Below are 21,259 nucleotides of genomic sequence, written 5' to 3' on the forward strand. Positions count from 1 at the left end.
CCCCTCAAGCGCTACGGCTGCCACGTATTGCCTGGTCCAGAAACAACGCCGCATTCGCCACGGCCTGCATGCCTTCGGGCAAGATTGCCGCAAACAAATGCCAGACATGAAACATCCCGGGCCAAACCTCCAGCGACACGCGTACCCGGTTTTCCCCCAGGTGGGTGGCCAGGCGCATGGCGTCGCTGAGCATGACTTCGTTTTCGCCGATCTGCACCAGAATGGGCGGCAATCCCCGGACGTCCGCGAACACCGGCGACGCATCGGGATCATTCGGCAGCACGCCATTGAGAAACGCTTTTGCAAGCAGCGTCAGCCCCAGGCGGGAGGCTTGCGGGTCGAGGCCGTCACGGTTGTCGATGGAGGCGCCGGTGTGTTCCAGGTTGGCCCACGGCGACAAGGCGGCGCCCCCGGCGGGCAGTGGCAGGCCTGCGTTGCGGGCCTTGACCATCACCGACACCACCATTGCGCCGCCGGCCGAATCGCCCGAGAACACGATGGACCTGGGGTCATTGCCCTGGTCGAGCAGCCAGCGATAAGCCTGCAACGTGTCATCAATAGGTACGGGGAACGGATGCTCGGGCGCCAGGCGGTAGTCGGGCAGGTAGACTTTTGCACCCAGCAGTTTTGCGAAGTGGCCGGCAAGGCCCAGGTAGCCCCGCGGGCTGCCGCCGACATAACCACCGCCGTGGATGTAAAGCAGCACCTGGTCACCCTCAAACCCATCAGGCACGACCATCATGCCCGGTACGCCACCCATATCGACGTCACAAAAGCTGACACCGGCGGGAATCGGATGGGAACAAAGCACCTGCTCATAAGCCTTGCGCTGCTCATTGAGGGTGAGGGTGGTTTCCTGGCCCGTGAGAAATGGGCCGAAGTCAGCGGCGCAGGCAACCCACGCGTCGAGATGGGCCTGGACAAGGGGAGTGAATGCCATGGGGGAGAACCTCATAAAGTGATCCCGATACCGGGATTAGCGATTGAGGTTCTATTTTATGGATTCTATTGGAGAACGAATTTCACCACTGCGGCGCCTGCCGGGATCAGCTGCCGCTGTCAGTGCGACGGCTACTGACTTCAGCCGGCACATCATCCCCAGCCATGCGCTTGCGGAACAGCGCAGTGCGTGCCAGCAATAACGTGGTCACCGGCACCGTGATCGATAGCAGAATCGGGATCAACCAGCCGTGCAATACCGGACCGGACTTGAGCACCGAAAAGTAGATGATCGAGGCCAACGCCACGCACCAGGCGCCCAAGGTCGAGGCCAGCGCCGGCGGGTGCATGCGCTGGAAAAAGTCTTTCATCCGCAACAACCCAATCGCCCCAATCAGCGCAAACAGGCTGCTAAGCACTAACAATACCGCGACGATCACTTCAACCCACAGCGGCAACACGTCGACATTGATCATTCGATCACCTCCCCACGCAGCAGGAATTTCGCCAGGGCAAATGACCCCACAAAGCCAAACAGCGCAATCAACAGCGCTGCTTCAAAATACGTGTCACTGGCATACCGAATACCCAGCACCAGCATCATCAGCATGGCCAGGATGTACAGGTAATCCAGCGCCAGCACCCGGTCCTGGGCCGACGGGCCTTTGAACAGGCGCACCAGGGTCAGCACCATGGCCAGGGAGAACAGGAACAGGCTGAACAGGATCGCATTGGAGAGCAGGGCGCTCATTCGAAGATCTCCATCAGGGGCCGTTCGTAGGCGTGTTTGAAGTGCTCGATAAACTGCGCTTCGTCATCCAGGTCGAACACGTGGATCAGCAGGACGCTGCGGTCCAGGGCCAGTTCCGACCATACGGTGCCCGGCGTCACGCTGGTGATCATCGCCAGCACGGCCAGGCCGTTGGCATCCCGCAGGTCCAGGGGGATCTTGATAAAGCGCGAACGCGGTGGGCGCGAGCCGCAGGTCAGGATGCCCCAGGCCACGGCGAGGTTGGAGATGATCACGTCACGCCCCACCAGGAAGAACAACCGGATGATCACCCCCGGGCGGCGGATGCGGATCGGCAGCGGGCGCAACGGCGCCATCATCAGCGGTGCGGCAAAGCCGAGGATTGCCCCCAGCAGCAGGTTGCCGGGGCTGACGGACAGGTTCAGCACCAGCCACAACAACCACAATGCCAATGACAGCCACGGGGCAGGGAACAGGCGCTTCATGGCTGCACCTCCAGGGCGGCGGCCTTGGCTTCAGGGCTCGGCACCGGACGCGTCGCCATGACCGCCATCACATAGTGTTCCGGGTTGTTCAGGCTCTCGGCGGCCGCCTGGGTATAGCGCATCAGCGGCTCGGCCTTGAACGTCAGGGCGATGCTCAGGCCCAGCAGGAAGAAAATCGGCACGCATTCGAAGCGGCGCAGCAGCGGCGATGGACGTTCTTCCGGGGTCCAGAAACGCTGGATGCCGAGGCGGGCGAAGGCGATCAGCGAAGCCAGGCCGGAGAAGATCAGCAGTGCTACCAGGCCCCAGGCGGCCGGACGCACCGATTCGTCGATGGCATTGCCCAGGCCCATCGGGTTGATCAAGGCGCTGAGCAGGCTGAGCTTGCCGATAAACCCGGACAGCGGCGGCATGCCGATGATCAGCAGGGCGCAGGCGATAAAACTCAGGCCGAGGAACGCCACCGTCCAGGGAATCACCTGGCCGACCACGGCTTTCTGTTCATCGTCGAGATTGGTGCCGGGCGGTGGATGCAGGGATTCCATGGCCTTGGGCAGGGCTTCGATTTCGTCGTCCAGGGGCATGTCGTTGGCCGAGCGCGAACGCTCGATCAATTCGGCCAGCAGGAACAGCGCACTCAGCGCCAGGGTGGAGCTGACCAGATAAAACAGCGCCCCGGCGGTCAGGCTTGGCTGGGCAAAACCCACCGCCGACAGCAGGATCCCGGCGGACACCAGGATGCTCAGGCTGGCCATGCGTTCCAGGCGTTGCGCCGCGATCATCGCCAGCGCCGCGCAGACGATGGTTGCCATGCCGCCGTAGATCAGCCAGTCGCCGCCAAACAGTGCCGAGGCACCCGCCTGGCCGGAGAACAGCAGGTTCCACAGACGCAGCACGGTGTACACGCCGACCTTGGTCATGATCGCAAACATCGCCGCCACTGGCGCACTGGCCGAGGAGTAGGCAGGCGCCAGCCAGAAGTTCAGCGGCCACATTCCGGCCTTGGCCAGGAAGGCGACGGCGAGGATGCCCGCACCGGCATGCAGCAGGCCGCGATCGGCTTCCGGCACCAGGGGGATTTTCAGTGCCAGGTCGGCAAAGTTCAGGGTACCGGTGACGCCATAGATCAGCGCCGCGCCAATCAGGAACAAGGTCGAGGCCAGCAGGTTGATCGAGATGTAATGCAGCCCCGCCGACACCCGCGCCCGGCCGGAACCGTGGAGCATCAGGCCGTAGGACGCCGCCAGCAGCACTTCGAAAAACACGAACAGGTTGAACAGGTCGGCGGTCAGAAAGGCGCCATACAGGCCCATCAGCTGAATCTGGAACAGCGCATGGAAACTGGTGCCGGCGCGGTCCCAACGGGCCATGGCGAACAGCAGGGCGCTGACGCCAATGATCCCGGTGAGCACCAGCATCATCGCCGAGAGTTGGTCCACCACCAGCACGATGCCGAACGGCACCTGCCAGTTGCCCGGCAGGTACACACCGATGGAGCCGGGGCCGCCTTTCTGGGTCCAGTACAGCAACAGCACGGCGATGCCCAGGCCCACCATGCTGGAGAACAGGTTGATCCGCGCCTTGAGCGGGCGGTGCTTCTCGCCGAGCATCAGCATCAGCGCGGCGGTCAGCAACGGCAGCAGGATCGGCGCGATGATCAGTTGATTCATCCAGGTCATTCCTTGGGCTCCCGGCCGTCCACATGGTCAGTGCCGGTCAGGCCCCGGGATGCCAGCAGCACCACCAGGAACAGTGCGGTCATGGCGAAGCTGATCACGATTGCCGTCAGCACCAGGGCCTGGGGCAGCGGATCGGTGTAGTTGAGCAAGTCTTGCGGCACGCCATCCTTGATGATCGGCTCCTTGCCGATGAACAGGCTGCCCATGCTGAAGATGAACAGGTTGACCCCGTAGGAGAGCAGGCACAGGCCCATCACCACCTGGAACGTCCGTGGCCGCAGGATCAGCCAGACGCCGGAGGCCGCCAGGACCCCAATGGCAATTGCGATGACTTCTTCCATCAGGCGGCTCCTCCTGGGCTGGCAACGGCTTTCGCCTGGTTACTGGGTTTATGGGCGCGCACCGATTGGTGGCCGAGGGCGGTGAGCATCAGCAAGGTCGAGCCGACCACCATGGCGTACACACCGACGTCGAAGAACAGCGCGCTGGCGACGTGGATGTCCCCCAGCACCGGCAGGCTGAAGTGCCAGGTGTGCGTGGTGAGGAACGGGTAGCCGGCGAGCAGTGCGCCCAGCCCGGTCAGGGTTGCCGACAACAAGCCAAAGCCCATCCAGCGCATCGGCCGCAGGCTCATCTGCGCCTCGACCCACTGGGTACCGGCGACCATGTATTGCAGGATGAACGCGACGGACATCACCAGGCCGGCGACAAACCCGCCGCCCGGTTGGTTGTGCCCACGCATGAACAGGTAGAACGAGACAACCAGCGCAATCGGCAGCAGCAGGCGCACCAGCACCGCCGGCACCATCATGAAGCCCAGGGCGGTGTCGCTGGCCTGGCGCGGGTTGATCAGGTCGGTGGCCACGTCGGGTGCCAGTTGGCGCTGTTGCGCGGGCAGCTCCATGCTTTCCTTCGACGGGCGGAAGCGGCGCAGCAGGGCGTAGACGGTCAGCGCCACGGCGCCGAGCACGGTGATTTCTCCCAGGGTGTCGAAGCCCCGGAAGTCCACCAGCATCACGTTCACCACATTGCTGCCACCGCCTTCTGGCAGGGCACGGCTGAGGTAGAAGGAGGAGATGTCGTTGGGGGTCTGGCGGGTCAGCATCGCGTAGGAGAGCAGCGCCATGCCGCCACCGACCACGGTGGACAGGAGGAAGTCCCGCAGGCGGCGGATGCGTGCCTTGCGCAGCGAGCTGGGCAGTGGGGAAACTTCTTCGATCCGCCGTGGCAGCCAGCGCAGGCCCAGCAGGATCAGCACGGTGGTGACCACTTCAACCACCAGTTGCGTCAGCGCCAGGTCTGGCGCCGAGAACCAGACGAAGGTCACGCAGGTCACCATCCCGCACACGCTGACCATGGTCAGGGCTGCCAGCCGGTGGTACTTGGCTTGCCAGGCGGCGCCCAGGGCGCAGGCGATTGCCAGCAGCCACAGGGTGACGAACACGATGGAGCCCGGGATCTTCGGCCGGTCGCCCCAACTGATGCCGCTGTAGAGCATCGGGATCAACCCGGCGATCACCGCCGCCAGCACCAGCAGGAACAGCTGGGTTTGCAGGCGTTTGGTGCTGATGCGTTTTTCGATCTTGCGCACCCCGCGCATCATCACCACCAGGCAGCGCTCGAAGCCGCGCTTGCCATTGAAGTAGCTGATGATCGGCGGGTATTTGAAGCGGCCCAACTTGAGTTGCTTGCGCAGCAGCAGATAGAGCACGACACCGCCGGACATGGCCACCAGGCTCATGATCATTGGCGCGTTCCAGCCGTGCCAGATGGCGAGGCTGTATTCCGGCAGTTCGCCGCCGACCACCGGCAGGGCCGCTGCGGCGAGGATCGAACCGACCACCTGGGCCGGGAAAATCCCCACCAGCAGGCAGGTAAACACCAGCAACTCCACCGGCGCACGCATCCAGCGTGGCGGCTCGTGCGGGGTGTGGGGCAGGTTGGTGGCCTTGGGGCCGAAGAACACATCCACGGTAAAGCGCAGGGCATAGGCCACGCTGAAGGTACCGGCGATGGTGGCGATGACCGGCAGGGCGATTTCCACCCAGGCGGTGGCGGAGATAAATACGGTCTCGGCGAAGAACATTTCCTTGGACAGGAAACCGTTGAGCAGCGGCACGCCGGCCATGGACGCACTGGCGACCATCGCCAGGGTGGCGGTAAACGGAATCAGCTTGAACAGGCCGCTGAGCTTGCGGATGTCACGGGTGCCGCTTTCGTGGTCGATGATCCCCGCCGCCATGAACAGCGACGCCTTGAAAGTGGCGTGGTTAAGGATATGGAATACGGCGGCGACAGCGGCCAGCGGGCTGTTGAGGCCCAGCAGCAAGGTGATCAGCCCGAGGTGGCTGATGGTGGAGTAGGCCAGCAGGCCTTTGAGGTCGTTCTGGAACATGGCGCAATAAGCGCCGAGCAGCAGGGTAATGGCACCGGCACCGCCGACAATCCAGAACCACTCTTCGCTGCCGGACAGCGACGGCCACAGGCGGGCCAGCAGGAACACGCCGGCCTTCACCATCGTTGCCGAGTGCAGGTAGGCCGACACCGGCGTCGGTGCAGCCATGGCGTGGGGCAGCCAGAAGTGGAAGGGGAATTGCGCGCTTTTGCTCAGGGCGCCGATCAGCACCAGGGCGAGCATGATCGGGTACAACGAATGGGCACGGATCTGATCACCGGCAGCCAGGACCTGGTCCAGGTCGTAGCTGCCGACGATATGCCCGAGCAGCATCACCCCCGCCAGCAGGCACAAGCCGCCCGCGCCGGTGACCATCAGCGCCATATAGGCGCCACGCCGGGCATCGGCGCGGTGGTGCCAGTAGCCGATCAGCAGGAACGAGAACAGGCTGGTGAGCTCCCAGAAAAACACGATCTGGATCAGGTTGCCGGAGATCACCAGGCCGAGCATCGCACCCATGAAGGCCAGGAAAAACGCGAAGAAGCGCGGCACCGGGTCTTCCGGCGACATGTAATACCGGGCGTACAGCGACACCAGGGTCCCGATGCCCAGCACCAGCATCGAGAACAACCAGGCAAAACCGTCCATGCGCAATACGAAGTTCAGCCCGAGGCTGGGCAACCACATGAATTCTTCACGTATCACGCCACCATGGGCGATCTGGGGGTACAGCAGGGCGACTTGAACCGTCCCGACCAGGGCCACAAGGCCGGCCAGCAGGGACTCTGTGTTGCGTGCGTTGTGCGGCAGCAAGGCCGCCAGACAGCTGCCGATAAAAGGCAGAAGCAGTAGAACTATCAGGGACATAGGCTTCTAATCTGCGGGAGTTTGGGATGCATCATACGTGCCGGAATCTTGATCACCAAACGGCAAGATGTGGCAGGATCCTACAAGGTAGGCTGAAAAAGGCTGTTTGGCATTGTTTCAATGCCTGTATCCAGGGAAGGTATGCTGTTCAAAGGTTTTTTTCAGCCTGTTGCATAAGGACGTGTGATGACCCAGCGATTGCTCCACCTTGACCATGTCGCCTGCAGCCTGCCGGATGGACGCAGCCTGTTCGACAACCTGAACCATGCCTTCAGCGCCCGTGCGACCGGCCTCGTGGGGGCCAACGGGACTGGCAAGTCCTTGCTGGGCGCAATGCTCGCGGGCACCCTGCAGCCCACCCGCGGGCATGTGCGCCGCGAGGGCAGTGTGTACGCGGTGACGCAACTGCTGGAGCCCGAACACTATCCCAGCGTGGCGGCGTTGGCGGGTGTCGACCAAGTGCTGGCAGCGTTGGCGCGCATCGCCGAGGGCAGCGTGGACGAACACGACCATGCACTGGCCGTTGATCAATGGGATTGCGCGCCTCGACTGGCGGCGGCCCTGGAGCAAATCGGCCTGGGGCACTTGACTGCCGACTCGCCAACCGCGGCCTTCAGTGGCGGCGAACGCCAGCGCGTCGCTTTGCTGGGCGCCTGGTTGTCGAGGGCAGACTGGTTGATCCTCGATGAGCCCAGCAACCACCTGGACATTGATCAGCAGCACAAGCTTGCCCAGCAGATTGATCGGTGGCCCGGCGGCCTGGTGCTGATCAGCCATGATCGCGGGCTGCTGGAGCACATGGATGAGATTGTCGAACTGTCGCCCAAGGGCTTGGCGGTGTACGGCGGTAATTACAGCCACTATGCGGCGACACGGGAGCAGGAGCAGCAGGCGTTCCAGTCGGCGTTGCAGGGGGAGCGCGCGCACGCCAAACGTGAACAACGTGAAGCGGTTATCCAGATGGAGCGTCAGCAACGCCGCAATGCCCGGGGCGACCGCCAGGCCCGGGATGGCAACCAGACCAAACTGATCACCAACGCCCAGAAAGAGCGCAGTGAAAACAGCCAGGGCAAGTTGCGCCTCAACCAGCAGCTGGCGCGTGAGCAGCAACAGCAACGGATCGCCGAGGCGCGTGCGCGGTGTGCGCCCGAGATCCAGCGCATGATGCTGTCGCCGGAAAGCGTGGTGCCCCAGGGCAAGCTGGTGCTGCAGTTGAACGACGTGGTGTTGCCGTTTGGCAACCGCGCACCGATCAATCTCACCCTGACCGGCCCGACGCGCATGGCGATCCTGGGAGCCAATGGCAGTGGCAAGTCGACCCTGTTGCGGGTGATTGCCGGCCAGTTGCCGGTGGCTGCCGGTGAGTTGGTGCGCAGTTGTCATATCGGCTGGCTGGACCAACACGCCGGGCTGGAGCACCCCGAGCGCACGGCGGTGCAATGGCTCTACGAAAGTAATCCGCTACTGCCGCAAAGCGAAGCGCGTACACGGCTGGCGCAAATGGGCATTGATGCTGACCGCGCGATGCTCGACACCTGCCAACTGAGCGGTGGCGAGCGCCTGAAAATTGCCCTGGCCGCACAGCTCTACGCCGAGCATCCGCCGCAATTGTTGTTGCTGGACGAACCCGACAACCATCTGGACTTGCCCAGCCGGATTGCCCTGGAGCAAATGCTCAATCAGTACCAGGGCGCGCTGATCGTGGTGTCCCATGACGAGGCGTTCCTGCAGGCCATCAACCTGGACGGTGAGTTGCGCCTCTGAGGCCGTTCAACCCTGGTTTTCATGTTCCAGTTCGGCCTGGGGCTCGGCGAGCCGCTGCCGGCGGGTTTTCATCTCACTGACAATCACCGCCGCCACGATCAACGCCGCGCCCACCATGGCAATCGGCGGGAAGCGCTCCCCGGCAATCCGCCCGACTACGCCGGCCCACACCGGCTCCCCGGCATAAATCAGCGTGGCGCGAGTCGGCGAGACGCTTTTCTGCGCCCAGTTCATCGCCACCTGAATCACCGCGCTGGTCAGCCCCAGGCCCACCGCGCTGAACAGCAGCAACCAGGAAAACCCCGGCAGCGCCTCGCCCATCGGCACCACCATCAGGAACGACAGCACCGACGCCGTGGCCAGTTGCACCACCGTTACCCGGCGTACATCCACCTGCCCGGCAAAGGCGCTGATCAGGATGATCTCGGCGGCAATCGCTACCGCACCGATCAACGTGGCGATTTCACCGGGGCTGAAATTCAATGATGCCCCGGCCGGGCCGGTCAGCAGCATCAGCCCGGTAAACGCGAGCATGATGCCGATGCTCGGCATCAACCCCGGCCGCCGTCCCAGTACCAGCCATTGCAGCAGCGGCACGAATGGCACATACAGCGCAGTAATAAATGCCGACTGGCTGCTCAGGATCGTCTGCAAGCCAATGGTCTGCAAACCGTAGCCGAACATGATCGCCACACCGATAAAGCAGCCAGCCTTCAATTCAAACAGCGTCAGGTTCCGCAGGCTGCGGAATGAGAACGCCCCGACGATGAGCGCCGCCGCAGCAAAACGCAGGCCGACGAAAAACATCGGGCCGCTGACGGCCATGGCGTGCTGCACCAGCAAAAAGGTGCCGCCCCAAAACATGGTGATCACCACCAATACACATTCGGCTTTGCTGAAACGGGAAAACAACGGGGAGGTGATCATGGCTGCTCGGTCTTGCACAGGAAGGGCGCGGACCGCACAATGCGCCGCAAGCTGGGCAGTATACTGCGCAACCCCACCCTGTGAGCAATATAGTGCACAAAGAAAATCCGCAACGGGCCTCGGTCCTGCAACACGTCAGCCAGAACGTTCGGCGCCTGCGCCATGCGGCTGAGTTGAGCCAGACGGCGCTGTCCGAAAAATCCGGCGTCAGCCGGCGCATGCTGGTGGCAATCGAGGCGGGGGAGAAAAACGTCAGCCTGTCGACCCTCGACCGGGTGGCCGAAGCCCTGGACGTGGCCTTCAGCGACTTGATCCAGGCCCCGGATGCCGCTGATCACAGCCGTATCAACGAACTGGCCTGGGCCGGTGACATCCCCGGCAGCAAAGCCGTGCTGCTGGCCAAGGCCACCGCGCGTCGCGAGGTGGAACTATGGGAGATGCGCCTGGAGCCCGGCGATCGCTACATGCCTGAACCGGACCCCGAGGGTTGGAGCGTGCAGTTGTTTGTGTTCGAAGGCACCCTGACGCTGGTGCTGGGGGATGAGGAAAAAAACGTCGCCACCGGTGAGTTCCTGATGTTCGCCAGCCGCTACCTTCACGCCTATCGCAATGACGGCGACGTGGCGGTGCGGTTTGTGCGCAACGTGGTGATTTAAGACTCTTGGCTTTGAGTGTTGTCAACTGTCAGATTTCACAGCTTACATCAGCGTTGGATTGAATCTAGTGTGGGAGTTACTGCTCAGAGAACTGGCTCAATCGGAGCGCGGGCGGAAGGGGCAGTTGGCTTCACTAAATGGAGAGCACACTGATGACAGCGCAAGACTCAAAGCACATCAAGAGTAGTGACTTGCTTCCCCGTCCACGCATTAATCCCTCTCACGGGAACCATGTGAATTATCCCGAGATGCAGGGTGGGCAAGCCTCGATCATTATTCCCGCGTATCCGGGACTGGCCATTGGGCAAACAATCAGGTGGACGGTCAGGGGGAACGGCTTGCTGTTTGGTCACATCGAGGTAAAGTCGCTGGAGCACCAATACAAAGATGTTGTGAACGGTATTGTCTTCCGCCGTGAGGTGGTGGAGGCAAAATATGGCGTGCGTCAAGATGGACATGACGAGCGCCTTTCTGACCATAGTTTTTATATCGTGGACGACCGTCCTGCCGATGCCTGAGTGGTAGTGAGTTGGCTTTCAATACCGAAGTCAGTGTCGCCGGTATTGAAAGCCACCACGGGGCCTTGCTCCCGGATGATCAACTGTTGGCAGCGCAACAGTGGTTGGACACTTTGCTGTTTTGAACCGCCAACGACTTCCCTGATATACCGGCAACCCGCTGATTTCATTGCACATTGCATTCGGGCACGACTCCTGCAATCACTCCAGTATCTCTCTGGAGCCTGGAGTCGGCCCATGTCAGCCCAACCCCTACAACCTGCCCACATCATCCGTTCGGACGCCGAGGCCATTGCGGTTGCCACCGAGTTGGCCAAGCGTTTTGCCGTGGACGCCGGCGTGCGCGACCGCGAGCGACGCCTGCCGGTGGCCGAGCTGGACGAATTCTCTGCCAGTGGCCTGTGGGGCATCACCATTCCCAAGGCCTATGGCGGCGCGGGAGTGTCCTATGTGACGGTGGCCGAGGTGATCAAGCTGATCTCCGCCGCCGACCCGTCCCTGGGGCAGATTCCGCAGAACCACCTGGGCGTCGTCGACATCCTCCTGCAAACCGCCAGCGAGGAGCAAAAGCAGCACTACTTCGCCAAGGTCCTGCAGGGCTATCGGTTTGGCAATGCCTTCTCCGAAGCCAAGAGCAAGAACGCCGGCACGTTTGACACACAAGTGCGCTTCGACGGCGACAGTGCGTACATCAACGGCGAGAAGTTCTACTGCACCGGCGCACTGTTCGCCCATATCGTGCCGACGGTGGGCGTCAACGAAAAAGACCAGGCGTTCATCGCCTTTGTCGAACGGGACGCGCCGGGCCTGCAAGTGATCGACAGCTGGGACGGCTTCGGCCAGCGCACCACCGCCAGCGGCGGCGTGACCCTCGACGGTGTGAAGGTGCCGCTGAGTGCGGTGATCCCCGCCCACCAGGCCTTCGACCAACCCACCGCCAACGGCCCGATTTCGCAGATCATCCAGGCGGCCGTCGACACCGGCATCGCCCTCGGGGCCCTGGAACAAGCCAAGATTCATGCACGCCAGGCCCGGCCCTGGATCGACAGCCAGCAGGATCACGGCTGGCAAGACCCGTTCACCATCGCCGCCATCGGCGACCTGGAATGGCGGGTCCACGGCACCGAAGCGATCCTCGCCAAGGCCGGCATTGCCGTCGACCAGGCCCTGGCCAACCCCAACGAAGACACCGTGGCCAATGCCTCGTTGGTCGTCGCCCAGGCCAAAGTGCTGTCGGCGGAAACCGCCTTGCTCGCCAGCAGCAAACTCTTCGAACTGGCCGGCACCCGCTCGGTGTCCGGCAAGCACAACCTCGACCGCTTCTGGCGCAACGCGCGTACCCACACCCTGCACGACCCGGCCCGCTGGAAATACCACCTGATCGGCAACTTCGTGCTCAACGGCGTCAAGCCCGCACGCCATGCCTGGAACTGAGGAGCTGCATCCATGACCGCACTGAATCAGGCGCGCCAACTGCTGGAAAGCACCCGGCGCTTTGTCGAGAAAAGTGATGACCCCTACGTGATCAGCCGCTTTGGCGATTTGCAGATTCGCGTGGAGGTAGCGGCTGCTTTGTTTGAGCGTGCCGAAACCCACCCAGGCCCGGTGGCCCTCACAGAAGCCCAGATAGCGGCTGCCGAGGCCCTCATCGCTGCCAGCAACGCCGAATTCGAACTCACCGGCCAGCGTACTGCGCTGCCGCCGACCCTTGATGATCCCCTGCGCTGGAAATACCAGATTGTCGGCAACTACCACCTCAACGGTGTCGCCCCCCGGAGTAACGTTTAATGCCTCGTGAAATCCGTTTGAATGCCTTCGACATGAACTGTGTCGGCCACCAGTCGCCGGGCCTGTGGGCCCACCCGCGTGACCGCTCATGGCAGTACAAGGACCTGGAATACTGGACCGACCTGGCAAAAATTCTCGAGCGCGGCAAGTTCGACGGCCTGTTCATCGCCGACGTGCTGGGCATCTACGACGTCTATAACGGCAACGGTGACGCAGCGATTCGCCAGGCGACCCAGGTGCCGGTCAACGACCCGCTGTCGCTGATCGCACCCATGGCGCTGGTCACCGAACACCTGGGTTTTGGCCTCACCGCTTCACTGTCCTTCGAACACCCGTACCCGTTCGCCCGGCGCCTTTCCACCCTCGACCACCTGACCAAGGGCCGCGTCGGCTGGAACATCGTCACCTCGTACCTGGAAAGCGGCGCGAAGAACCTCGGCCAGAAAGCCCAGACCGAACACGATGCGCGCTACGACTACGCCGAGGAATACCTGGAGGTTTGCTACAAGCTCTGGGAAGGCAGCTGGGAAGAGGGCGCGGTGTTACGCGACCGCGAACGGCGGATCTTCAGCGACCCGAGCAAGATCCACGAGATCCGCCACGTCGGCAAACACTTCCAGGTGCCCGGCATTCACCTGTGCGAACCGTCGCCACAACGCACGCCGGTGCTGTACCAGGCCGGGGCGTCGAGCCGTGGCAAACAGTTCGCCGCCGAACAGGCCGAATGCGTGTTCGTTGCCGCACCGTCGAAAGTGCTGCTGAAGAAAACCGTTGCCGATATCCGCCGCCGTGCGGCCGAGGCGGGGCGTGACCCGAAGAAAATCCTGATCTTCAACTTGCAGACGGTGATCGTTGGCGAGACCGATGCCAAGGCCAAGGCCAAGTTCGACGAATACAAATCCTATGTCAGCTACGAAGGCGCGATGGCCCTGATCTCCGGCTGGACCGGCATCGACTTCAGCCAGTTCAAGCCCGATGAACCCCTCAAGCATGTGCATACCAACGCCATTCAATCGGCGGTGGAAGCCTTCTCCACTGCCGACCCGAACAAGGTCTGGACCCCGAATGAACTGGCAGACTGGGTCGGCATCGGCGGCTTCGGCCCGCTGTTCGTCGGCGGCCCGGAAACCGTGGCCGATCTGTTGCAGGAATGGGTTGAAGAGACCGATGTGGACGGCTTCAACCTGGCCTATGCACTGACCCACGAGACCTTTATCGACGCGGTCGAGTTACTGGTGCCGGAGTTGCAGAAGCGCGGCGTGTACAAGACCGAATATGCCCAGGGCACCCTGCGGGAGAAATTGTTTGGGGACGGCGCGCGGTTGGCGGACAACCATCCGGGGGCCAGCTATCGTGATTTGTCGGGTGTACATAAAACAAATGTGGGAGCGGGCTTGCTCGCGAATGCGGACTGACATTCAGCATTGATGTTGCCTGACGCACCGTTTTCGCGAGCGAGTCGAGCCGTCCCACCGCCGCCCACATAAATCCGGCCAGCGGACCACCGCATGCTTGTTTCACCAATAGGAGCATCACCCTATGAGCGTGCATGAACTTGAACTTGCGCTGGATGTGGAATGGCCCGCCGAACGGGTTACGGTGTTGCCCGAGGCGTTGGCGCAGTTGCGCCATTGGGCACAGGTGACCCCGTTGCACAGCGCCCTGCGCCACAAGCGTGACGGCCAGTGGTATGCCTGGCGCTGGATCGATGCGTTGCGGGATGTCGAGCGCCTGGCTGATGGCTTGCGTCAGCAGGGCTTTACCGAGCAGTCGCGGCTGGCCCTCAGCGGTGCCTTCGAACCCGGCCTATTGCTGCTGGCCCTGGCCGCCCAGGTGATCGGTGGCCAGATCCTGACCCTGGCGGATGACCTCGAGCCCGCTGCCCTGCAGCAACAAGTGTGGCGCATCCGGCCTACCCACGCGTATGTCCCTGGGCTCCAGACGTTGGCGATGGTGCGACGGATCGACCCTGTGGACACCTCACAACGGCTCTGTCGCTGGTGGCAGCCTTCGGGCAAGACCGAATTGTGGAGCGGGGAAAGCACCCACTGGCAAGGCGGCCTGGCGACGGTGCTGGAGCAATGGCTGATTAGCGGCCAGAGCCTGGGCTTCCCGCAGTCGGGCTGAACTAGGCGTCCCGGGTCGATGTGCTGGATACTGCACGGGGCGATTTTTACCACAACCATTCAGGCAGACAGTAAGGGCGCAATTTCATGAGTGAAACCGAACGCGGACAGGCGACGAGCGCCATTCGCAACGCCGATGTGCTGATTGTCGGCGGCGGCCTGAGCGGGACGATGCTGGCGGTGCAGTTGCTGCGCCTGCCGGGCACGCGGCAGATCCTGGTGATCGAGCCGCGCCAGGAACTGGGGCGCGGCGAGGCCTACAGTGCGGTAGAGCTTGGGCACACCTTGAACGGCAACGCCGCGCGCATGAGCGTCGACCCGGACAACGCCGATGACCTGACCCAGTGGCTGACCGCCTACATCGCCGGCGGCGGCTGGCCCGAGTCGGACCAGCAGCACGTGCCCATCAGCGAACTGTTTCCGCCCCGCGGGATTTTTGGCCTGTACGCGCAGCAGCGGCTGGCCGAGGCCAAGGCGATCTCCGCGTCGACCGTCGAGCACATTCGCGCCGAGGTGACAGACCTTGAGGTGGATGAACACGCCACGCGGCTGACCTTGAGCGACGGCCAGCAACTGCGCGGTGCCTGTGCGGTATTGGCCACCGGCATGTTCCCGGCGGCACGCACGCCACAGACCGAATCCAGCGGCTTGAATGCCGCTGCCGTCGATCCGTGGGATGTACCGGCCATGACCCAACTGGACCCGCAATCCACCGTGCTGATCATCGGTTCCGGGCTGACCATGGTGGACGCCGTGGTGTCCCTGGAACAGGCCGGCCATCGCGGGCCCATCGAGATTTTTTCGCGCCACGGCCTGTTGCCCCATGTCCGTCGGCAGCCGCCGGCCTGGGTCGACTTCCTGGGAGAAGACCACAGCCTGCGCAGCCCCCGGCAATTGCTGCGGGAGGTGCGGCGCCAATGCCGGCTCGCGCTGGAGCAGGGGATTGACTGGCAAGCGCCGCTGGACACCGTGCGTGCCAACATCGGGCGGTTGTGGAGCCAGGCCAGCGAGGGCGAGAAACGTCAGTTCGTGCGGCATGTGCGGCCCTGGTGGGAAAGCCACCACCACCGTTCGCCGCCGTTGAGTGCCGAGTTGGTGGCGCGGTTGCATGGGGAAGGGCGGCTGCGGATCCGGGCGGCTTCGTACAAGGGGCTGGTACCTTCGCAAGGTGAGGTGACGATCCGCCTGCGTCATCGTGGAGAGCAGGATGTGGTGCAGGTGTCGGGGGCAGCGCTGATCAACTCCAGCGGGATTGAATATGACTGGCGGCGCGTGGCCCGGCCGTTGCCCAGGCAGTTGCTCAAGCGCGGGCTGATTCAGCCCGGGCCGTTGGCGTTGGGGATTGCGGCGGATGTGTCGGGGGCGGTGCTGGATGCCCACGGGAATGTCAGCCGGCGGCTGTTTGCCATGGGCCCGCCGTTGCGCGGGATGTGGTGGGAAAGTACCGCAGTGACGGATGTCGCGATTCAGGCCAAGGCGCTGGCCGCGAGGTTGGCACACCTCTGAATCTAATGTGGGAGCTGGCTTGACTGCGATAGCGGTGGGTCAGCTGCATCTTTATCAACTGAGAGATTGCTATCGCAGGCAAGCCAGCTCCTACAGGTCGGGTTCATGGACCGACCTTCACAAACCCAGGCTTCAACCCAAACACTTCAACCCCCTGGGCCGTCGACTGCCCGGTGGTCACCGTCACCCGCTCCACCGGTTTATCCATCGCTGCCCGATATTCCACCGTCATCACCCCATCCCCGCGACTGATCGCCTGGGCCGGTACGACAATCGCCTGGTCATTGTTGTAGGTCACAATGGTCAACCGCGCACTCATCCCCAACCTTACCCGTTGCAACTGTTGCGGGGTCAGCTTGGGAATCGACAGGGTCACCGGAAACTGCGCGCTGCCCTGGCTGTCGCTGGCAATCGCCAAGCCACTGACCACGCTGACCGACCCCGTCAGCCGTTCCCCATCAAACCCGTCGCCCATCACCTCCACCGCCTGCCCTTGGTGCAACTGGTTGATGTCCAGCTCCGACACCTTGGCGACGATTTTCAGTTTCTCGATATTCGCCAGTCCAAACAGCACCTGGCCCTGGCTGACCTTGCTCCCGGCCTGCACCGGCGCGCTATTGCTCCCGCCGCCCTGGGTCGATGAGTTACTGCCCGGCGCCGGCACCACAATGCCGGAGAACGGTGCCTTGACCTCCTTGCCATCGAGCAGGGTGCGCAGGGCTTCATATTTCACCGTGGCGTTGGTCAGCTCCATATCGGCGATCTGCCGGTATTCGCCCTTGCCTTGTTCAACGGTCTGTTGCAGCTCAGCGCGGGCGGCCGTCAGGTCGAGTTGTTGCTGGGTGGCCTGTTGTTTCAGGTCGTCGAGTTCGTTGCGCGGGATGATGCCGCGCTTGAACAGGTTTTCGCTTTCGGTGAGTTTGCGCTGGGTGTTGCTGGCGGTCATTTCGGCAGTGCGCAGGGTGCGGCGGGCGCGCCCGACTTGCTGGCCGCTGTCCCAGTCCTGCATTTCCTGCACCGTGCGCCGGGCCTTGAGCTGGGCGGAGAGGGCGTCGCGCAGTTGCACTTCGAGGGTGGCCGGGTCCATGCGCAGCAGCACCTGCCCGGCCTCGACCCGCTGGCCCTGTTCCACCAGGTTGGCCTGCACATTACCGTCGAACGGCGCGGTGAGGGTGATGGTGGTGTCAGGCTCGATCTTGCCCACCAGGCCGATCTGATGCACCAGCGGGTCGACCTTCACCGCCAGCCACTGCTCGGCGTTGCCGGGCTGGTTGGCGGCCGGGCTTTGACGGCTGAGCAGCGAGACGCCGACGCCGGCCACCAGCACAATCAACACGACGCCCAACAGGCGCTTCTTATTAGTAGTCATTGAGGGCGATTTCCCAACTTTCCAGCGTCATGCCCAAGGTCAAGTCGAGCTGAGTCTGGGCGTTCAAATAGGCAATCAGCGCATTGAGCCGCGAGTTCTCGGCGTTGCGCAGGTCGGTTTCGAAACTCAATACCTGGAAGTTCGTGGAGCGCCCGGCGCTGAGTTTTTCCCGTTCGATTTCGATCTTGCGCTTGGACAACTCTACCGCCCGCTGGGAAATTTCATACTGGCGCCAGCGAGTGCCCAGGTCGCGCACCACATCGTTGACGTCGCGCTCCAGTTGCTGGCGGGCGTCGGCGATGATGATCTCCTGGTTTTCCACATCGACCCGCGCGTGCACCTCGGCCTGGCGAGTGCTGATGTCGCCGATGGGAATCTGCACCTGCACGCCCGCGTAGCTGTCCCAGCGCCGGTTGCTGTTGTAGCCGTTATCGTCATTGGTGGCGGCCCGAATCTGGTTGGCACCGGCCACCAGGTCCACTTGCCAGCGGCCGGAGTCCTTGGCGATCACCAGGTTGAGGTCGGCCTGCTGGCTGCCGAGCAGGGTGGCGAGGTATTCCGGCTGCTGGTTCTGCGCCAGCACGAAAGCCTGGCGTTTATCGATGTCCATGGGCCTGGCTTCAAGGGCCTCGGTGGCGCGGATCGGTGTCGACAGGTCGAGGGCCAGCAGACGCAGCAGGGCCAGGCGGCTGGTGTCCAGTTGGTTCTGGGCTTCTTCCACCCCCAGTTGCTGGGTGGCGATATCGGCTTCGGTCTGCACAATCTCGAACTCGGCCATGCGCCCGGCACTGATCAGTGCCTTGTTCACTTCAAGCAAAGTGCCGGAGCGCTTGAGGGCGTCCTGCACGATGCTCAGTTGTTCCTGGGCCCGCAGCAACTCGCGGTAGGTGGCGATGATGTTGCTGATGGTTTGCGCCACGTTGGCCTTGAGGTTCAGGCGGTTGGCCTGTTCCGACAGGCGTGACAGGCGCAGCGGGGCGGTGGTGGCGTCCCAGCCGGCACCGCGCATCAGCGGTTGGATCAGCGACAGGTCGAGGCCGTCGCTGCGGTAGCGTCCGGCGCGATCGGCGTTGTTCAGTTGTTGGGTCCAGTTCATGCTCAGGCGCGTGCCGTACTCACCGAGCAAGGTGGCATTGGGCGCGAGGTTAGCGTTGCGGGAGCTGTCTTCAGTGCCTTTAGTCGTGCGGTAGTAGCTGTTCAGGGTCAGCTTGGGGTTGAACGTGTCTTCAGCCACCCGCAGGTCGAATTTCTGCGCCACCCGTTGCAGGTACGCGCTGCGAATCGCCGGGTTGTTGCGCAGGCCCAGGTACACCGCATCCCCCAGGGTCAGGGTGGTGGACTGGGCATTCAGCGACACGCTGCGTTCATAGCCACTGCGGGTGGTACTGGGTGCGGAGGGGCGAATCACCACGTCGGCGGCCACGCTGTGCAGGCTTACCAAGGCGGTCAACAACAGCAGCCGTTTATTCATCGCGCAGGGCCTCCACCGGCTGCAGCCGCGAGGCCGACACCGCCGGATAGATCCCGAAAAACAGCCCCACCAGCAACGTGCTGCCGACCCCGAGCGGCAGCGCGGCCACCGCCAGGGAAAACTGCCAGCCGGACAGCCTGGCATACAGGTACGCGGCGGTCATGCCCAGTACCGCGCCGCATACCGCACCCACGGCGGTCAGGGTCACGGCTTCCAGCAGGAACAGGTTGCGAATGTCGCGCTGGCGCGCCCCGAGGGCCATGCGGATCCCGATTTCCCGGCGCCGTTCCGATACGTTCATCAGCATCACGTTCATCACGCCGACGCCGCCGCCCACCAGGGAGATCGCGCCCAGGGCCAGCAGCAGGTAGGCGAAGGTCCGGCTTTGGCGGGTCATGCCATCGATCATTTGCTGGGGTACCTGAATGTCGACATCGTGGTCGGTGAGCTGGGCTCGCAGTGCCACGGCTGAGTCCTGGGCGAGGCGTTCCATATCCTGGCCGGGGGTGGCACGGATGATCACGTTGCCGATTTGCGGGCTGGCGTAGATCCGGCGCATGCCCGGGGCGGGGACGAACAGCGATTCGTTGGCCTGTACGGGAATCAGCATTGCCCGGGGCTGGCTGTGCAGAATGCCCACGATCAGGAACAGGTAATCGTTGATACGTACCCGGTCGCCCAGTTGCAGCGGGTCGCCGGGCACGCTCAAGGCCTGGACGACCTGGTCACCGACGACCGCATAGGTTTCCCCAGCATCGAAACTCGACAGGAAGCGCCCGTCGCGCACCGACAGGCGCATGGCATCCTTGAGGTCCGGCGTACTGCCGACGAGGCTTGCGTTCCAGGTACGGCCATGGAACACCACTGGCCCGCTGAACAGCGAGACCGCACCGATATGGGCAATGCCTGGAACGCTGCGGCGCACGGCTTCTAGGTCCAGGCTGGCGGGCATTTGCGCAGTGCTGGCACCCCTGGGCGGGAATTGCGCCACCAGGGTGTCGGTGCCCATGTCCTTGAAAATCATCGCCGCGTCTTCGGCGGCGTTGTGCCCGATATTGATCAGCGCCACCACCGAGGAACTGCCGATGACGATGCCCAGCAAGGCCAGGATCGAGCGCTTGCCCAATGTGCGCAGGCTGACAAACGCCTCGTACAGCAACTGGCTCAGGCTTTGTTCGACCCGCAGGCTCATAGGCGCCCGGCCTCTTGCACCACGCCATTGCGCACCAGGATCTTGCGATTCAGGCGTTCGGCAATGTGCGGGTCGTGGGTGACGATGATCAGCGTCACCTGCTGCTCGCGGTTGAGCGCCAGCAACAGGTCCATGATCTCCTGGGCGGTGGTGCTGTCGAGGTTGCCGGTGGGTTCGTCGGCGAGGATCACCGACGGGTTGCCGACCAATGCCCGGGCGATGGCGACCCGTTGGCGCTGGCCGCCGGAAAGGTCGGCCGGGCGATGGTGGGCGCGCTCGGCCAGGCCCACCTGGTCGAGCATGCGCAGGGCCTGTTCCACCGAGTCGTGGCGTGACACGCCGCGGTAGCTCAGGGGCAGGGCGACGTTGTCCAGGGCACTGAGGCGTGGCAGCAGGTTGAAACTCTGGAAGACGAAACCGATCTGCTGATTGCGGATCGCCGCCAGTTGATCGGGGCTGGCGCTGAAGATGTCATGGCCGGCAAAGCGGTACTGGCCGCAGTCGGGCAAATCCAGCAGGCCGAGAATATTGAGCAGGGTACTTTTGCCGGAGCCGGAGGCGCCGAGGATGCCGCAGCTGTCACCGGTTTCGATGGCCAGGCATACATCATTGAGAATCGACAGGTGTTGACCGGCCAGCTGATAGCTTTTGCCGATGCCTTGCAAGGAGATAAAGCCTGGGTGCGCGGGGGTATCTGTCATCATGACTACGCCTGCAGCCTCGACAGCGCCGTGCTTCCCCCGAAAATCCTTGTAACAAGTTCAGGAGCTGCCTGGTACACGTCACGGACTGGTTTTATTTCTTGTTTTTAAAATATTGTTTGAAT

The 21,259-nt window shown here is 63.1% G+C and carries 19 protein-coding genes and 1 pseudogene; 8 read left to right on the top strand and 12 right to left on the bottom strand.

Annotated elements, in window-relative coordinates:
• Positions 1-4 precede the first annotated feature (4 nt).
• From HX807_RS00340 to HX807_RS00370, 7 genes are all read right to left on the bottom strand, one after another.
• Positions 5-940, bottom strand: coding sequence for an alpha/beta hydrolase (locus tag HX807_RS00340; RefSeq protein ID WP_177049033.1), 936 nt, complete (start codon positions 938-940; stop codon positions 5-7).
• Between the two features lie 106 nt (positions 941-1,046).
• Positions 1,047-1,415 (bottom strand): Na+/H+ antiporter subunit G, encoded by a 369-nt coding sequence (locus tag HX807_RS00345; RefSeq protein WP_003211753.1) that lies wholly within the window; start codon positions 1,413-1,415, stop codon positions 1,047-1,049.
• The gene (locus tag HX807_RS00350) at positions 1,412-1,690 is read right to left on the bottom strand and encodes a K+/H+ antiporter subunit F (protein ID WP_003211751.1); all 279 of its coding nucleotides are present in this window, start codon (positions 1,688-1,690) and stop codon (positions 1,412-1,414) included. Before HX807_RS00350 ends, HX807_RS00345 begins: the two co-directional genes overlap by 4 nt.
• The gene (locus HX807_RS00355) at positions 1,687-2,175 is read right to left on the bottom strand and encodes a Na+/H+ antiporter subunit E (protein ID WP_003211750.1); all 489 of its coding nucleotides are present in this window, start codon (positions 2,173-2,175) and stop codon (positions 1,687-1,689) included. The genes HX807_RS00350 and HX807_RS00355 overlap by 4 nt, the downstream gene beginning before the upstream one ends.
• Positions 2,172-3,854 (bottom strand): monovalent cation/H+ antiporter subunit D, encoded by a 1,683-nt coding sequence (locus HX807_RS00360; RefSeq protein ID WP_134326984.1) that lies wholly within the window; start codon positions 3,852-3,854, stop codon positions 2,172-2,174. The genes HX807_RS00355 and HX807_RS00360 overlap by 4 nt, the downstream gene beginning before the upstream one ends.
• Entirely contained in the window at positions 3,851-4,195 is a 345-nt protein-coding gene (locus HX807_RS00365; RefSeq protein WP_003192163.1) for a Na+/H+ antiporter subunit C, read from the bottom strand. The genes HX807_RS00360 and HX807_RS00365 overlap by 4 nt, the downstream gene beginning before the upstream one ends.
• Entirely contained in the window at positions 4,195-7,116 is a 2,922-nt protein-coding gene (locus HX807_RS00370) for a monovalent cation/H+ antiporter subunit A (protein WP_003211746.1), read from the bottom strand. The genes HX807_RS00365 and HX807_RS00370 overlap by 1 nt, the downstream gene beginning before the upstream one ends.
• Positions 7,117-7,302: 186 nt before the next feature.
• On the opposite strand from HX807_RS00370, the gene HX807_RS00375 reads away from it, so the two are divergent.
• The gene (locus tag HX807_RS00375) at positions 7,303-8,880 is read left to right on the top strand and encodes an ABC-F family ATP-binding cassette domain-containing protein (protein WP_177049034.1); all 1,578 of its coding nucleotides are present in this window, start codon (positions 7,303-7,305) and stop codon (positions 8,878-8,880) included.
• 6 nt (positions 8,881-8,886) lie between these two features.
• Here the strand turns inward: HX807_RS00375 and HX807_RS00380 are convergent, their stop codons facing one another.
• Positions 8,887-9,807: a DMT family transporter gene (locus HX807_RS00380; protein ID WP_177049035.1), complete on the bottom strand. Its 921-nt coding sequence runs from the start codon at positions 9,805-9,807 to the stop codon at positions 8,887-8,889.
• A 92-nt stretch (positions 9,808-9,899) separates the two neighbouring features.
• Between HX807_RS00380 and HX807_RS00385 the strand changes: the two genes are divergently transcribed.
• The 7 genes and pseudogenes from HX807_RS00385 (at position 9,900) to HX807_RS00415 (ending at position 16,401) form a co-directional block, all read left to right on the top strand.
• Positions 9,900-10,463: a helix-turn-helix domain-containing protein gene (locus HX807_RS00385; protein WP_003211741.1), complete on the top strand. Its 564-nt coding sequence runs from the start codon at positions 9,900-9,902 to the stop codon at positions 10,461-10,463.
• Between the two features lie 152 nt (positions 10,464-10,615).
• Positions 10,616-10,981 carry a hypothetical protein gene (locus HX807_RS00390; RefSeq protein WP_134326982.1) on the top strand — a complete coding sequence of 122 codons (366 nt, stop codon included), beginning with the start codon at positions 10,616-10,618 and terminating at the stop codon, positions 10,979-10,981.
• Positions 10,982-11,218: 237 nt separating this feature from the next.
• The gene (locus HX807_RS00395; RefSeq protein ID WP_177045376.1) at positions 11,219-12,415 is read left to right on the top strand and encodes an SfnB family sulfur acquisition oxidoreductase; all 1,197 of its coding nucleotides are present in this window, start codon (positions 11,219-11,221) and stop codon (positions 12,413-12,415) included.
• 12 nt (positions 12,416-12,427) lie between these two features.
• Positions 12,428-12,769, top strand: a complete 342-nt coding sequence (locus HX807_RS00400) for an acyl-CoA dehydrogenase (protein WP_134326981.1) — start codon at positions 12,428-12,430, stop codon at positions 12,767-12,769.
• Positions 12,769-14,184 carry an LLM class flavin-dependent oxidoreductase gene (locus HX807_RS00405; protein WP_003211735.1) on the top strand — a complete coding sequence of 472 codons (1,416 nt, stop codon included), beginning with the start codon at positions 12,769-12,771 and terminating at the stop codon, positions 14,182-14,184. Before HX807_RS00400 ends, HX807_RS00405 begins: the two co-directional genes overlap by 1 nt.
• Positions 14,185-14,308: 124 nt before the next feature.
• Positions 14,309-14,890 (top strand): annotated as a pseudogene (locus tag HX807_RS00410) (AMP-binding protein); the annotation flags it as partial.
• Positions 14,891-14,982: 92 nt separating this feature from the next.
• Entirely contained in the window at positions 14,983-16,401 is a 1,419-nt protein-coding gene (locus HX807_RS00415) for an FAD/NAD(P)-binding protein (protein ID WP_003211731.1), read from the top strand.
• A gap of 103 nt (positions 16,402-16,504) precedes the next feature.
• Here HX807_RS00415 and HX807_RS00420 read toward each other — a convergent pair whose 3' ends face one another.
• From HX807_RS00420 to HX807_RS00435, 4 genes are read right to left on the bottom strand one after another with little or no spacing between them, the layout of a single operon-like run.
• A complete protein-coding gene (locus tag HX807_RS00420) occupies positions 16,505-17,770 on the bottom strand; it encodes an efflux RND transporter periplasmic adaptor subunit (RefSeq protein ID WP_177049036.1) in 1,266 nt (421 codons plus the stop codon).
• Positions 17,760-19,241 carry a TolC family protein gene (locus tag HX807_RS00425; RefSeq protein ID WP_008432459.1) on the bottom strand — a complete coding sequence of 494 codons (1,482 nt, stop codon included), beginning with the start codon at positions 19,239-19,241 and terminating at the stop codon, positions 17,760-17,762. Before HX807_RS00425 ends, HX807_RS00420 begins: the two co-directional genes overlap by 11 nt.
• Positions 19,234-20,433, bottom strand: a complete 1,200-nt coding sequence (locus HX807_RS00430) for an ABC transporter permease (protein ID WP_177020717.1) — start codon at positions 20,431-20,433, stop codon at positions 19,234-19,236. The genes HX807_RS00425 and HX807_RS00430 overlap by 8 nt, the downstream gene beginning before the upstream one ends.
• Complete coding sequence (locus HX807_RS00435; RefSeq protein ID WP_023658970.1) at positions 20,430-21,137, bottom strand: ABC transporter ATP-binding protein; 708 nt, start codon at positions 21,135-21,137, stop codon at positions 20,430-20,432. The genes HX807_RS00430 and HX807_RS00435 overlap by 4 nt, the downstream gene beginning before the upstream one ends.
• Positions 21,138-21,259: the final 122 nt, after the last annotated feature.

The sequence above is a fragment of the Pseudomonas sp. D8002 genome, assembly GCF_013385695.1.
GTDB lineage: Bacteria > Pseudomonadota > Gammaproteobacteria > Pseudomonadales > Pseudomonadaceae > Aquipseudomonas.